This is a genomic window from Marinomonas ushuaiensis DSM 15871, assembly GCF_000521805.1.
GTDB classification, from domain to species: domain Bacteria; phylum Pseudomonadota; class Gammaproteobacteria; order Pseudomonadales; family Marinomonadaceae; genus Marinomonas; species Marinomonas ushuaiensis.
Genome location: NZ_JAMB01000003.1, coordinates 175,188 through 189,138 on the forward strand (window position 1 = coordinate 175,188; position 13,951 = coordinate 189,138).

The following is a 13,951-nucleotide window of genomic DNA, read 5'->3' on the forward strand; positions in this document are numbered from 1 at the left end:
TGCGGCAAATGCCGCAAAAGGTTCTTCATCTATTTGATTGCTGTTCTACTTAAGAAGCAGCAACTAATTTCCAAGGGCGCGGTCAATGAGAGAGGAATCAATAAGATCCGTACTCTTGCCTAACATATCACGCGTCCAGTCATTCAACTGACCCAGTTGTGGGATCAATTGTGATGTCTTCCAAAACTCAGTTTCTTCTATTGCCGGACTTAAACTCAACAGAGAAATAAAGGCCACAATAATTAAACTACCGCGAGCAAAACCAAATACCATACCCAGGACTCGATCTGTACTCGATAAACCTGTTACTTGAATCAAAGAACCCAATAAAAAACTAACTAACGCGCCAACAACCAAAGAAGCAATAAATAAAGAGACAAAAGCCACAATATAACGAATTTGGTCATTCTGTACTTGCTCTATGAGTAACCCTTGCATTTGATCAGCAAACTTAATTGAAACAACAAAAGCAACAACCCAAGTTAACAAAGACAACACTTCTTTTACAAAGCCCCGCTTTAAACTCAATAAAGTTGAAAGAACAACGACTGCGATAATTAACCAATCAACTGTTGCCATTGAATTAGCTTGTTCCATGAGTACCTCTAATAATTGCGGCGAAGTTTAACAGATGACTTACCTATTCAACATATAGGAATCAGTCTGCCGACTTTAATTAACTGAAAATTTAACGACAATGCCAGCTAAGTTGAATTTTTTCTTAATGTCATTTCTTATTTTTTCAGACGTATCACGCTTAAACTCTGGCCCAACATACACCTTATGAAGAGAGCTTGTCGTTGTACTATAAGCATCGTATTTTGCGCCTTTAAGCTTCTCAACTAAACGAGTCGCGTTATCTCTGCTTTTGAACGTCGCTATTTGAACAACCCAACGGTCAGCCGCTATAGTTGTTTGTTTTTCCGGCTCTTTTGTAACTGTTTTCACTTCTGGCTTAGTTGCAGCCGGTTCAGCTTTGACAATAGTCTTTACATCGTTGGCAGGGCGAGGCACTGGAATCAAACTAATTTCATTCGGTGACTTACCTTCGGGGGATGAAGACTTAACCGATAAAGAATCAATTGGTTGAACTGGCGCAATTTCCACTATAGGAAACGCTGGCGGCGTAGTGACTTGAACTTCAATATCTAACTCTGCAGGACGCTCGCCATCTAAAATCAAAGGCAAAACGATTGCGGCAGAAAGCACCATAATACTGGCACCAATAAGTCTGTATGTAATGGTTCTATCTATCATAAATCACTCTTTATTGGCTAAGTGCCAAATAATCTGAGACGGTTATAAAGGACCCAAATACGATTATGGAGCGCTGCTCTTTTTTTGCTTTTACAAGTGCAGCAGAAAATGCCGCTTGTACCGAGTCGAATACGCTCACACATTGAGAAAGGTTTGGTGAGTTACGTAAAACATTATCAATAATTTCTTCGGCTTTGGCGCCTCTTGGTCCTGATAAATCACAGCAATACCAATCAGAAAAGCTACTAGCAAGATGTTCCACTACACGGCTAATATCTTTATCTTTTAACATCCCACAAACAGCGATAGGAGACTTCGATAAATCCTCAATACGATAAGCTAACTCAATGGCTGCTTCAGGATTATGGGCAACATCAATAAATACATCAGGAGCTGATGATACTTTTTGAAAACGACCAGTTAATTCCGCTGTATGAAATAAAGAAACAAGATCATCCTGTTTAGGATCAAGTCCCATATACACCAAAACAGCAATAACAGTCGCTGCATTTTGAAGAGGAAGTGAAGGCATAGGCAAATTAGAAAAGCTTTGACCATGACCAGACCATGACCAAGTACAAATATCAGAGTCAGAAATAAAACTAAAATCTTCACCTTTTTGTTTTAAATAAGCACCGATTTCTAGCGCTGTTTCAGCAATCGTGATAGGGGGATTAACCACACCACTAATAAGTAGCTTATCTTTTCTTGCTATACCTGTTTTTTCACGCGCAATAACATCAAGATTATCACCTAGCCAGTCAACATGATCTAGAGAGATGGATGTCACTACAGCAACATCTGTATCGACCATATTTACAGAATCTAAGCGCCCACCTAGTCCGACTTCAAGAACCCAATAGTCTAAACAAGATTCTTCAAAAATCCATAAAGCAGCAAGGGTACTGAATTCAAAATACGTTAGTGGAATATCTCCACGTGCGGCTTCAATCACCTCAAATGCACGGCAAAGAATATCATCGTCACAAGGAGTATTATTTAAGGCAACACGCTCGTTAAAGACAAGAAAATGAGGAGAAGTATAGGTACCAACAGAATAGCCTTGAGCACAAAGATATTGAGTCAACATAGCACAAGTGGAGCCTTTTCCATTCGTGCCTGCAACAGTAATTACTTTATGTTTCGGTCTAGATAAGTTCAGTCTATCTAAAACTTTTGCACCTCTATCTAAACCAAGTTCTATTTCAGAGGGATGTTGACTCTCAATGTATGAGAGCCAACTTGCTAATGACGTGTGCGTCATTTATTTAAGCTACCTTGTTAGTAAGCATGGACAACACATTGTACAAACGATCACGCATTTCTTCACGCTTGATAATCATGTCCAATGCGCCCTTATCTAATAGAAACTCACTACGTTGAAAACCTTCAGGCAATTTTTCGCGAACCGTTTGTTCAATAACTCGAGGGCCGGCAAAACCGATTAACGCATTTGGCTCAGCAACATTTAAATCACCTAGCATTGCCAAAGAAGCTGAAACACCACCGAATACAGGGTCTGTCATAACAGAGATGTATGGAATGCCTTCTTGTTTCATTCGCTCTAAGCCTGCACTGGTTTTCGCCATTTGCATCAAAGAAATAAGTGCTTCTTGCATACGAGCACCACCACTTGCAGAAAAACAAACAAGAGGTATACGTTTTTCTAAACAAACATTAACAGCTTGAATGAATCGCTCGCCTACAATTGCCCCCATGGAGCCACCCATGAATTTAAATTCAAAAGCGACAGCAACAACTGGCATACCATTTAATAAGCCTTGCATAGCAACTAAAGCGTCTTTTTCACCCGTTGCTCGCTGTGCATCAACAATGCGATCTTTATAACGCTTTGTATCTTTAAACTTCAACTTATCTTCTGGCTCAAGATGCGCACCAATTTCATGACGGCTTTCTTTATCTAGAAAAATATCAAGACGACGACGAGCGCCAACACGAAGATGGTGGTCGCATTTCGGACAAACATCTAAGTTTTTCTCTAACTCTGGGCGATACAAAACATTTTCACATTTTGGACACTTTTTCCAAAGCCCTTCAGGCACGGAAGCCGATGAACTACGTCTTGATTCACTACGAACAATGGAAGGTACAAATTTATCTAGCCAGCTACTCATTTACTTCTCCATATTTCTTGTTTGCTGCCGCTTACGCGTCCATTTCACTACGCATTGGAGCTAAAATAGACCCTATAGCGTCAGCTATATATTCTTTTTGACGATCTTTATTTTCTGCAATGGCATTTACCAGCACACTGCCAACAATGACACCATCAGCACACTTACTTACAGCTGCTGCGGTTTTAGCATCACGAATCCCAAACCCGACACCAATAGGTAAAGAAGTAATGGTTCGCAATGTATCGACGTGTTTCTTAACACTATCGACATCTAATTCAGCCGATCCTGTCACACCTTTTACTGAAACGTAATAAACATACCCTGATGCTAAGTCGCATATTTTCTTAGCACGTTCAGGCGTTGTCGTTGGTGACAATAAGTAAATAAGATCAATCTCGTTTTGTTTGAAGCATTCTACTACATCTGTCGCCTCTTCTGGAGTCAGATCTACTAATAAAATACCATCAACACCGACTTCTTTTGCCGCATCTGAAAATGCCTGATAACCAAAAAACTCTATTGGATTCAAATACCCCATCAAAACAACAGGAGTCTCTGTGTTTGTTTGACGAAATTCGTTAATAATTTCCAGCACTTTCTTAACACTAGTACCTGCCGCCAAACTACGTTCACAAGCAAGTTGTATTACAGGACCATCTGCCATTGGATCGGAAAAAGGCATACCTACTTCTATTACATCCGCCCCTGCTGATACCAAAGCATGCATCATAGTTACTGTATAATCAGGCGACGGATCACCTCCGGTAATATACGGAATGAGCGCTTTTTTACCAGATTTCTCTAAATTTTCAAAACATTGTTTAATGCGACTCATACTTCTATCCCATCTAATTCAGCAACAGTAAGAATATCTTTGTCACCTCGACCCGAAAGATTAATAACGACAATTTTATCTTTTTCCATTGTTGCCGCTAATTTCATACCGTAAGCAACCGCATGACTTGACTCTAAAGCAGGCATAATACCTTCTAAACGAGTTAGATTTCTAAAACCATCCATTGCTTCATCATCATTAATCGCAACGTAATTTGCACGACCAATATCTTTCAACCAAGCATGTTCTGGGCCAACGCCAGGGTAATCTAAACCGGCTGAAATTGAGTGCGTACCAATAATTTGGCCATCATCATCCGCCATAACATAAGTACGGTTACCGTGAAGTACACCTGGACGACCAGCTGTTAAAGGCGCTGCATGGCGGCCAGTTTCAATACCGTCACCTCCAGCCTCAACACCATACATAGCAACATCTTCATCTTTAATAAAAGGATGAAACATACCTATCGCATTTGAACCACCACCAACACAAGCTACAAGCGCATCAGGAAGACGACCTTCTTGAGCCAAACACTGCGCTTTCGTTTCACGTCCAATCACTGCTTGAAAATCACGAACCAGTTTTGGATATGGATGCGGGCCAGCTGCAGTACCTATGATGTAAAAAGTATCGTCAACATTACCAACCCAGTAACGCATTGCTTCATTAAGCGCATCTTTTAAGGTCTTCGTCCCTGACTCTACAGAAATAACTTCTGCGCCAAGTAGTTTCATGCGGTAAACATTCAATGATTGACGACGAATATCTTCCGCCCCCATAAACACCTTACATTTCAACCCCAATCGAGCGGCAACCGTGGCAGAAGCAACACCATGTTGCCCAGCACCTGTTTCAGCAATAATATTTGGCTTGCCCATATGCTTAGCCAGTAAAGCCTGACCAATCGTATTGTTAATTTTATGGGCACCAGTATGATTAAGGTCTTCTCGTTTCAAATAAATTTTTGCGCCGCCAGCCTTTTCAGTTAATCGCTCTGCAAAATAAAGCGGAGATGGTCGACCTACGTAATGCGCCAAATCGTAATCAAAGGCAGCTTGAAACTTACTGTCTTTAGATAACCTCTCATACATTTCTGTTAAATCATCTAAAGCAGACATCAAAGTTTCAGAAACAAACACACCGCCATATTGACCAAAGCGACCATGAGAATCCGGTAAATCTAGATTAATTTCGTTGTTATCCACATTTTGCTCCACTAATAAATTCTTGAACCTTAGGCTCACTCTTAATGCCTTTCGATAATTCAACTCCACCACTTACATCCACAGCGTAAGGTATGACTTGCTTTATCGCGTCTTGAATATTATTTGGAGTAAGGCCTCCAGCTAATACAATAGGCTTAGTTAGTTCTTTGGGAATCAATGACCAGTCAAACACCTCTCCAGTTCCACCTGGAACACCGGCTTTATAGGCGTCTAATAAAACCGCACTGGCCGTAGGGTATTGATCAATCAAGGCAGCGACGTCATCGCCCTGCTTCACCCTTAATGCTTTCATATAAGGTCGTTGATAAGCCAGACACTCAGCTTCAAGCTCTGCTCCATGAAACTGAATAATCCAACGTGAACTTCCATTAATAACAGTTCGGACAATTAGTTCATCGGCATCAACAAATAAAGCAACGGGAGTCACAAACGGTGGCAGTTGAGCAACGATAGAGTTGGCAATTTGAGGTGAGACATACCTTGGACTTTTTTCATAAAAAACAAAGCCCAATGCATCAGCTCCATGGCGACACGCCATCAGCGCATCCTCGATATTCGTTATGCCACAGACTTTAACTCGACAAGTCATAAGAAGGCTCTTCTACGTAAGGTAAAAAATGAGGCCCTAACTTGCAGACCGGAATATTAAAAATGTCAGGATATTGAGCATCAACAAAGTATAAACCATCGGATGGCGCAGTAATCCCACCTTTACAACGATCTTTCGCATCTAAAACTTCTTTTGACCAAGAAACCGTTTTCTCACCTGCACCTATACTCATTAGAACACCGGCAAAATTTCGAATCATATGATGTAAAAATGCATTCGCTCTGACATCCAACACAATGTATTGACCTAATTGCTGAACATCAAAATGCAGGATAGTACGAATGGGGGTATTAGCCTGACAGCCAATGGCACGAAAAGAAGAGAAGTCATGAGTACCAACAAATACTTTGGCTGCCTCTTTCATAACTTCAGCATCAAGTTTTTTATAAGTCCAAGTTACGCCTTTCGCCAATATGGCTGGGCGTAATTCAGACTGATAAATGACATAGCGATAACGACGACTTAACGCACTAAAACGTGCATGAAAGTTTTCTGAAACATGACGAGCCGCCACTACGGAAATATCGACAGGAAGATAGGTATTAACCCCTAACGTCCACGCTCTCTCACTACGCTCAACATTGGTTTCAAAATGAACCACTTGCGCACTGGCATGGACACCAGAGTCTGTTCGACCAGCACAAATCACCTTAACAGGATGATTTGCAATCACGGCCAATGCTTTTTCTAAATTTTCTTGAACACTCGGAACACCAAACTTTTGTGCTTGCCAGCCCTTGTATGCAGAGCCGTTATATTCAACAACCAGTACAACTTTTTTAGTCACTTGGGAACATTCGCTCTATCATATTCTGGGCTTCAGAAATTTGTTTTTCATTACCTGATTCAACAACATCTTCCAAGATAACTCGGGCACCTTCTTCATCCCCCATATCCATATAAGCTCTTGCTAAATCTAACTTAGTTGCCACTTCATCACCACTACCATCAAAGAAATCGAATTCTTCCTCTTCGTCACTTTCTTCTTCATCTGCAGCGGCTTCCGCCTCGCCAAATGCAGGAACTTCAAATTCACTTTCGTTTTCTTGTGCTTCAGCAAGGGTTTCTTCAATGGTACTTGCGATAGAATCATTAGACATACCATTGAAAATGGCTGACTCATCGACATCTTCCTGATCAACATCATTCAACAAACTAGAAACAAAAGACTCTTCTTCTCTTTCTGCTTCAGAACTTACATCTAATTCTGGCTCGCTATTTTCCACATCAACAACGTCTGGCGTCATTGTTGGAATATCGTCCTCAACAAACCCCTCTAATTCATCATCAGAGTCTAAATTAATTTCTGGCTCAGGAAGATCATCGGTTTCATCAAAAGAAGAAAAATCTTCCTCTAAATCTATCTCGTCTTCAACAGCACTTTCTAATTCTGTTTCAGGGTCTTCCGAAAAGTCCATATCATCAACAGGATCAAGTTCATCCATTGATGCAATACCAGAGTCAAAAGAATCATAATGTTCCATATCATCTGGGTCATCATCAGTATCAAAATCAAATGCGAAAGGATCTTCTTCTTGAAGCTCTTCTTTTACCTGATCATCTTGCGCATAATTCATTGACGCCACTGTTGCGGCTGCAGCCGAAGATGAAAGATCAAACTCATTCTTTTTTAGTGACTCGTCTCCCTGATTTTTTCCAGATCGACGCATCACCAAACCAATTAAAAAGCCCAACAGAAGAATAACCACAGCACCCATAGAAACAATAATTGGATTACCGAATATTTTATTAACTAAAGAGTCGGCTTCGACCTGTTCTTTTTCTCTGCGGATTTGATCTGCTTCCAAAAGTTGATCGACAGTATTTTTTTGCTCTTGAAGTGTTTGTTGAGCATTAACAAACTGCTGCTGTAAATCTGCCAGCTGTTCATCTTTCAAACTAATTAATCTTTCGAGCGTTTCGAGCTGTTTATTCAAATCACCCAATTGCACTGAAAGCTCTGCTTTTTCACGCTGTTCTTTATCAAGCAGCTCTTGCGAAGCAGATAGCTCTGTTTGCAAATCATTTAGGCCGGCACGGCTATTTTCACCAGCATTGGAGCTCGCACTATTTTCAGGTAAAGAACTTTGACCAGAAGACAAAGTTAATTTATCTGCACCAGCACTTGGCGTACTTTCGGCATCTTTTGCTTTTGCTTGCGTATTTAACTGTGCCTTTTCAACACTAGATTGCCCTTTAGACGCTTTAAGCGCCATCCAAGCATCATGCTGACGCTTAAACTCTTCTTCTGAGGTTGTTTTATTGAAAAGTGCAATTTGATCTTGAGTTGGTAAACGTAAAACTGCACCTTCTTTTAAAAGGTTGATATTATCCGAATAAAACGCCTCTTTGTTAAGCGCTTGAATTGCCATCATTGTTTGATAAATTGTCAATTGATTTGTCGGGCGATTTTGCCCCGCAATAGACCACAGTGTATTGCCCTTTACAACATTTGCTTGTCCATTTACTGGCATAGCCTCAGCAGACGATGTTGCTTGACTAAAAACAGAACCAGTTGAATCTGGAAGCGTTGAGGCAGACGAAGATACTGGTGCAGATTGCACTACTTCTTTTTGAGATTTTTCAACCAATGCGGATTGATTAAGCGGTGCTTGATACTCTCTAACCACTTGGCCACTTGGCCAGCGTGCAGCTAAAATAAAATGCAACTCATCAGCTACCAATGGTTCATTAGAGGAGACAGCAACAACGAGCTCACCATTCTCATTAGTCACATTAAATCGGAGCTGCGATAACACTCTTGTTGGCGCTAAACCCGCTTGACGAAATTCACTCTCACTGCCCAAGCGAATTAATATATCGTCCGTTGTTAATGTGCCTACGTCAGATATTTCTATCTTACCACGATAAGGCTCATCCAAATTTGATTGAGAGGTTAACTCACCCAGTTCCAATGCGTAACTGCTGGACACATATAGAGCACCTGACACAGCAATACTAATGAGGGTTTTTCTGAGCATAATCTTCCCTTTATTTACAAAATATGGACGCGAATATATGGACAAGTATCTTACACAGGTGAGGATTTATCAATAGCTTTAGAATCAATGGTTTGCAGTTAGAGCAAGAGATTCAAAAAAAGTGCTTCCTAAAGCCAAAACAGCTCAAAAAACAAACAAATCATAAATCAACCAAACCCTATCTAGATTAAAAAATCTGCAGAAAATAGTTTTAAGAATACATACCACAAACCAAAAACCATAAAAAAAGCCCCACTAATAAATAGCGGGGCTTTCCTAGTAACAAGGGTTACAGGTGCATCACATCATGCCGCCCATACCACCCATTCCGCCCATGCCACCCATATCAGGCATGCCAGCAGCGTCGTCTTTTGGTAAATCAGCAATCATTGCTTCTGTTGTGATCATAAGACCCGCTACAGAGGCTGCTGCTTGAAGTGCAGAACGCGTTACTTTTGCTGGATCCAGGATACCCATTTCCAACATATCACCATATTCGCCAGTAGTAGCGTTATAACCGTAGTTACCTTCGCCCTGCTTAACTTTATCAACAACAACAGAGGCTTCAGCACCTGCGTTTGTTACGATTTGACGCATTGGTGCTTCCATCGCACGTAGCGCTAGAGCGATACCTACGTTTTGATCTTCATTGGCACCTACAAGATCAACCACTTTCGTCAATGCCCGTACCAGTGCAACACCACCACCAGCAACAACACCTTCTTCTACTGCTGCACGAGTAGCGTGAAGAGCATCGTCTACACGCGCCTTCTTCTCTTTCATTGCCACTTCAGTTGCTGCACCGATTTTGATAACCGCAACACCGCCTGCTAATTTAGCAACACGCTCTTGAAGCTTCTCTTTATCGTAGTCAGAAGAAGAATTAGCGATTTCAGCACGAATCTGATCAACACGACCTGTAATGTTCTCTGCAACACCAGCACCATCAATAATCGTTGTACTTTCTTTCGTCAGCGTAACGCGTTTTGCTGTACCAAGTTGCTCTAGCGTCGTTGTTTCAAGTGTTAAACCCACTTCTTCTGAAACAACCATAGCGCCAGTCAATATCGCAATATCTTGCAACATGGCTTTACGACGATCGCCAAAACCAGGCGCTTTCGCAGCTGCTACTTTAACGATACCGCGCATAGTATTAACAACTAAAGTTGCCAACGCTTCGCCTTCAACGTCTTCCGCTATGATCAATAAAGGGCGAGATGCTTTTGCAACGCCTTCCAATACTGGTAGCAAGTCACGGATGTTAGAGATTTTTTTATCAACAAGAAGAATGAATGGATTTTCTAATTCTGCACTCATTGTTTCTTGATTGTTGATGAAGTAAGGAGATAAGTAACCGCGGTCGAATTGCATACCTTCAACAACAGCAAGCTCATCATCAAAGCCTGAACCTTCTTCAACTGTGATAACGCCTTCTTTGCCAACACGCTCCATTGCTTCTGCAATGATTTGGCCAACAGATGCATCAGAGTTAGCAGAAATAGTACCAACTTGCTCAATCGCTTTTGTATCTGTGCAAGGCGTAGACAAAGCAGCAAGCTCTTTTACAACCGCAGCAGCAGCTTGATCGATACCACGTTTAAGGTCCATTGGATTACGGCCCGCAGCAACAGACTTAAGACCTTCTGTTACTAGAGCTTGAGCCAAAACAGTCGCTGTTGTCGTGCCATCACCAGCAACATCATTTGCTTGAGAGGCTACTTCTTTAACCATTTGCGCGCCCATGTTCTCGAACTTATTTTCAAGTTCAATTTCTTTGGCAACGGTCACGCCATCTTTTGTCACCAATGGTGCGCCAAAAGATTTTTCAATAACAACAAAGCGGCCTTTTGGCCCCAAAGTAACTTTCACGGCATCGGCAAGAACATTTACGCCTTTTAGCATTTGCTGACGTGCGCTGTCTCCGAATTTAACTTCTTTAGCTGACATTCTTTATACCCTTAATAACTGTTTTAAATGCTACAAATCGAATATGAACGGTAAGTATGAATAACTATGACGCTTAGGCTTCAACAACACCGTAAATTTCGTCTTCTTTCATAATAAGCAATTCTTCACCATTGATTTTTACTGTCTGACCTGAGTATTGGCCAAACAACACAGTATCACCAACATTAACAGCCAATGCTTGTACATCGCCATTAGATTGAATACGACCAGTACCTATAGCCAAAACCTCGCCTTGCGTAGGTTTTTCTGTAGCAGATCCAGATAATATGATACCGGATGCGGTTGTGGTCTCTTCTTCTTTACGGCGAACAACGACACGATCGTGCAAAGGACGAATATTCATCAATCATTTTCTCCAATTCAAACAATACCAGGAGTCCCCTGGCAGGATTAAAACCTTGCGACATACGCAAGAATCTCTATTGAGCTTTTATATACGGCTAGTAATTTATATTTCAACCCAAAAAGTTTATTTTTTATCTATTAAATCATTTTCTTCATTTACATATTCACCTTCAATGATTTCTCCACTCTCTTGCGAGGTGTAATTCTTTCCACCACGCCATTGAGAACCTCGAGCCATCATTGAACTGATAAACTTAACAATTAAACCTGCAGCAAATAACTTTCTTAGTGGCGGCACTAATAACAAAGCACCAATAGCATCTGTTACAAAGCCTGGAATTAACAAACACAAGCCTGCAAACATCAACATCAAACCTTCAGCCACTTCTGATGCCGGTAATTCACCACGGCTCATTTTTTCTTGGGCCTTCAATGACGTCTCTAAACCTTGCTTACGAATAAGCGTCACACCCACGATGGCGGTAAGAAATACCAAACCAACAGTTGCTAGTGCACCTATTTCACTGCCGACTTGAATCAAGACAGTCATCTCAACGATGGGTATTAAAATAAAAAGTAAAAGAGCGAACCTCATAATAACCTTCTTTTGTTTTATACTTGAATTCAACTAATGATATCTATCTATGGGCGAGCCAGTGACTAATCAAGCGATGGACCACTTTAAATCTCAAGTACTCCTTATTTTAAACGAAATCCCAGCAGGTGAATGCATCGCTTATGGCGAACTCGCTAAACTAGCAGGCTTCCCTGGCTATGCACGGCAAGTTGGGCGCTTAATGAAAATATTACCCAAAGACACTAAATTACCCTGGCACAGAGTTATTAATTCACAACGAAGAATCAGCTTCGCAGAAAACACAGACGCCTATCTCAGACAAAAAGCAAAATTAGAACAAGAAGGATGGACAATCGTTGGCAACAAACTGACTGTGAATGAACTATTCAATAGATAGCTAACGCTATGAAATTACTTTCAAATTAAATTCTAAAGAGTCGCAGGCAAATAATTACCCGCGCCCCCTTACAAAACAGCTTAGTCCCTAAAATTAGTAAACTGAACTGGCTGCGCAAGTTCTGCGCCACGCAATAACGCCATAACTTGTTGCAGCTCGTCACGCTTTTTACCCGTGACACGAAGTTGGTCACCTTGAATTTGCGCCTGAACCTTGATTTTGCTCTCTTTGATTATCTTCACAATTTTTTTAGCCTCGTCTGTTTCAAGGCCTTCTTTCATTTTAACCGCTTGTGACGCTCGCATATTTCCTTTCACAACAGATTCTTTTTCTAAACTTTTCAAATCAATACCACGGTTAACCAATTTTTGATTTAAAATATCAGACATCTGGCGAAGTTGAGGTTCTGCCTCGGCTTCCATTACAACATTGGTCTTATCTTTAATTTCGTAACTTGCTTTTACGCCCTTAAAGTCATAACGAGTTGTAATTTCTCGGTTAGCTTGGTCAACTGCGTTACTGACTTCGTGCCAATCTAGTTCAGATACTACGTCAAATGATGGCATTTTCTGCTCCTTTGCATTTTCAATCATGTATTTTGGCGCGATAATAACAGGTATTGAAATAAAACACCTAATGGGAAACCTATTATGAATAATACGCCTTGGCTAGTCATTGGCGCTGGAGCAATCGGCCTATTCTGGGCTTGCAAGCTACAAACGCTCGGCCACTCAGTCCATCTTGTATATAGATCAGAAAGCCCGGGGAAGAAAATTACACTTGATTCTCTCATCGATGAGAATGGCCAACAGCAAAGCACCTCTACCAAACATAAAGTAAAAAGCTTTATGGCATCTGAACTGACAGAGCAATACGACAAGGTATTACTTTGTACAAAATCTTTTGACCTAAAAGATGCCTTTTTACAAGTTTCTGAGCATGTGACGGACGATGCAACCATTGCCTGCTTATGTAATGGTGTCGGTGCTCAAGAAGAGCTTCAAAGCGTTTTATTGGACACACAAGCACTTTGGGCAGCTATCACAAGTGAGGGTGTTTTAAAGATTGATAAGAACCACATCAAACATACGGGTTTAGGGGATACTTACTTCGGTCGATGGTTGCAAACAGACTCCAATCGCGAGTTTCCAATTGATCATTTAACCGTGACCAACATCCATCAAAGAGTCATTGAAAAATTGGCAGTTAATGCGGTTATCAACCCTATCACCGCGATTTTCAATATTCATAATGGCGATATTCTTGATGAAAATTTTAAGCCTCTGATTGAGGCAACGCTGGCTGAATTAGAAAGTGTCTTTACTCATCCGAAATTCAGCTACATTGAACAGAGCAAACATTTAACGCGAGCCAACCTAAAGAACCGAGTAAACACCATAGCTCAGTTAACTCGCCTTAATCGATCTTCCATGTACGAAGACATTAAACTTCAAAGACAAACTGAGAATGAATTCATCTCTGGGTTTCTCCTCAAAAACAGCCCAATAGAACTTCCCATTCAGCGCTTACTTTATGAAGGCGTCGCTTTCTCAGATCAACGCGAAGAAACCAAAAAAAAGCTGCTAAGTATCACTTAGCAGCTTTTTAGTTTTC

15 protein-coding genes are annotated in these 13,951 nt (G+C 41.0%); 2 read left to right on the forward strand and 13 right to left on the reverse strand.

Annotated features, from left to right (window positions below):
- Window positions 1-63 precede the first annotated feature (63 nt).
- From MUS1_RS05505 to MUS1_RS05560, 12 genes are all read right to left on the reverse strand, one after another.
- Window positions 64-597 (reverse strand): CvpA family protein, encoded by a 534-nt coding sequence (locus tag MUS1_RS05505; protein WP_051436128.1) that lies wholly within the window; start codon window positions 595-597, stop codon window positions 64-66.
- Between the two features lie 75 nt (window positions 598-672).
- Window positions 673-1,257, reverse strand: coding sequence for an SPOR domain-containing protein (locus MUS1_RS05510; protein WP_245595755.1), 585 nt, complete (start codon window positions 1,255-1,257; stop codon window positions 673-675).
- 10 nt (window positions 1,258-1,267) lie between these two features.
- Window positions 1,268-2,521 (reverse strand): bifunctional tetrahydrofolate synthase/dihydrofolate synthase, encoded by a 1,254-nt coding sequence (folC, locus tag MUS1_RS05515; RefSeq protein WP_036159965.1) that lies wholly within the window; start codon window positions 2,519-2,521, stop codon window positions 1,268-1,270.
- Window positions 2,522-2,525: 4 nt separating this feature from the next.
- A complete protein-coding gene (gene accD, locus MUS1_RS05520; RefSeq protein ID WP_036159966.1) occupies window positions 2,526-3,392 on the reverse strand; it encodes an acetyl-CoA carboxylase, carboxyltransferase subunit beta in 867 nt (288 codons plus the stop codon).
- 31 nt (window positions 3,393-3,423) lie between these two features.
- Window positions 3,424-4,230 (reverse strand): tryptophan synthase subunit alpha, encoded by an 807-nt coding sequence (gene trpA, locus MUS1_RS05525; RefSeq protein ID WP_036159969.1) that lies wholly within the window; start codon window positions 4,228-4,230, stop codon window positions 3,424-3,426.
- Window positions 4,227-5,438: a tryptophan synthase subunit beta gene (gene trpB, locus MUS1_RS05530; protein WP_036159971.1), complete on the reverse strand. Its 1,212-nt coding sequence runs from the start codon at window positions 5,436-5,438 to the stop codon at window positions 4,227-4,229. The genes trpA and trpB overlap by 4 nt, the downstream gene beginning before the upstream one ends.
- Window positions 5,431-6,048: a phosphoribosylanthranilate isomerase gene (locus MUS1_RS05535; protein WP_036159973.1), complete on the reverse strand. Its 618-nt coding sequence runs from the start codon at window positions 6,046-6,048 to the stop codon at window positions 5,431-5,433. Before MUS1_RS05535 ends, trpB begins: the two co-directional genes overlap by 8 nt.
- Window positions 6,032-6,856: a tRNA pseudouridine(38-40) synthase TruA gene (gene truA, locus MUS1_RS05540; protein ID WP_036159975.1), complete on the reverse strand. Its 825-nt coding sequence runs from the start codon at window positions 6,854-6,856 to the stop codon at window positions 6,032-6,034. Before truA ends, MUS1_RS05535 begins: the two co-directional genes overlap by 17 nt.
- Window positions 6,849-9,050 (reverse strand): motility hub landmark protein FimV, encoded by a 2,202-nt coding sequence (locus tag MUS1_RS05545; protein ID WP_036159977.1) that lies wholly within the window; start codon window positions 9,048-9,050, stop codon window positions 6,849-6,851. The genes truA and MUS1_RS05545 overlap by 8 nt, the downstream gene beginning before the upstream one ends.
- Window positions 9,051-9,350: 300 nt before the next feature.
- Entirely contained in the window at window positions 9,351-10,997 is a 1,647-nt protein-coding gene (gene groL / locus MUS1_RS05550; RefSeq protein ID WP_036159979.1) for a chaperonin GroEL, read from the reverse strand.
- Window positions 10,998-11,070: 73 nt separating this feature from the next.
- Complete coding sequence (locus MUS1_RS05555) at window positions 11,071-11,361, reverse strand: co-chaperone GroES (protein ID WP_036159981.1); 291 nt, start codon at window positions 11,359-11,361, stop codon at window positions 11,071-11,073.
- A 126-nt stretch (window positions 11,362-11,487) separates the two neighbouring features.
- Window positions 11,488-11,958, reverse strand: coding sequence for an FxsA family protein (locus MUS1_RS05560; protein ID WP_036159983.1), 471 nt, complete (start codon window positions 11,956-11,958; stop codon window positions 11,488-11,490).
- Window positions 11,959-12,019: 61 nt separating this feature from the next.
- On the opposite strand from MUS1_RS05560, the gene MUS1_RS05565 reads away from it, so the two are divergent.
- On the forward strand, window positions 12,020-12,337 hold the full coding sequence (locus MUS1_RS05565) for an MGMT family protein (RefSeq protein ID WP_245595756.1): 318 nt from the start codon (window positions 12,020-12,022) through the stop codon (window positions 12,335-12,337).
- Between the two features lie 80 nt (window positions 12,338-12,417).
- On the opposite strand, the gene MUS1_RS05570 is transcribed toward MUS1_RS05565, so the two are convergent.
- Window positions 12,418-12,903: a YajQ family cyclic di-GMP-binding protein gene (locus MUS1_RS05570; protein ID WP_036159985.1), complete on the reverse strand. Its 486-nt coding sequence runs from the start codon at window positions 12,901-12,903 to the stop codon at window positions 12,418-12,420.
- Window positions 12,904-12,987: 84 nt separating this feature from the next.
- On the opposite strand from MUS1_RS05570, the gene MUS1_RS05575 reads away from it, so the two are divergent.
- Window positions 12,988-13,935 (forward strand): ketopantoate reductase family protein, encoded by a 948-nt coding sequence (locus MUS1_RS05575; RefSeq protein ID WP_036159987.1) that lies wholly within the window; start codon window positions 12,988-12,990, stop codon window positions 13,933-13,935.
- Window positions 13,936-13,951: the final 16 nt, after the last annotated feature.

What these genes read in the sequence shown, in the direction of transcription:
- MUS1_RS05505 (WP_051436128.1), bottom strand. Translation starts at nt 597, where the DNA reads ATGGAACAAGCTAATTCAATGGCAACAGTTGATTGGTTAATTATCGCA.
- MUS1_RS05575 (WP_036159987.1), top strand. Translation starts at nt 12,988, where the DNA reads ATGAATAATACGCCTTGGCTAGTCATTGGCGCTGGAGCAATCGGCCTA.
- groL (WP_036159979.1), bottom strand. Translation starts at nt 10,997, where the DNA reads ATGTCAGCTAAAGAAGTTAAATTCGGAGACAGCGCACGTCAGCAAATG.
- MUS1_RS05560 (WP_036159983.1), bottom strand. Translation starts at nt 11,958, where the DNA reads ATGAGGTTCGCTCTTTTACTTTTTATTTTAATACCCATCGTTGAGATG.
- MUS1_RS05570 (WP_036159985.1), bottom strand. Translation starts at nt 12,903, where the DNA reads ATGCCATCATTTGACGTAGTATCTGAACTAGATTGGCACGAAGTCAGT.
- MUS1_RS05535 (WP_036159973.1), bottom strand. Translation starts at nt 6,048, where the DNA reads ATGACTTGTCGAGTTAAAGTCTGTGGCATAACGAATATCGAGGATGCG.
- trpA (WP_036159969.1), bottom strand. Translation starts at nt 4,230, where the DNA reads ATGAGTCGCATTAAACAATGTTTTGAAAATTTAGAGAAATCTGGTAAA.
- MUS1_RS05555 (WP_036159981.1), bottom strand. Translation starts at nt 11,361, where the DNA reads ATGAATATTCGTCCTTTGCACGATCGTGTCGTTGTTCGCCGTAAAGAA.
- accD (WP_036159966.1), bottom strand. Translation starts at nt 3,392, where the DNA reads ATGAGTAGCTGGCTAGATAAATTTGTACCTTCCATTGTTCGTAGTGAA.
- folC (WP_036159965.1), bottom strand. Translation starts at nt 2,521, where the DNA reads ATGACGCACACGTCATTAGCAAGTTGGCTCTCATACATTGAGAGTCAA.
- MUS1_RS05545 (WP_036159977.1), bottom strand. Translation starts at nt 9,050, where the DNA reads ATGCTCAGAAAAACCCTCATTAGTATTGCTGTGTCAGGTGCTCTATAT.
- MUS1_RS05510 (WP_245595755.1), bottom strand. Translation starts at nt 1,257, where the DNA reads ATGATAGATAGAACCATTACATACAGACTTATTGGTGCCAGTATTATG.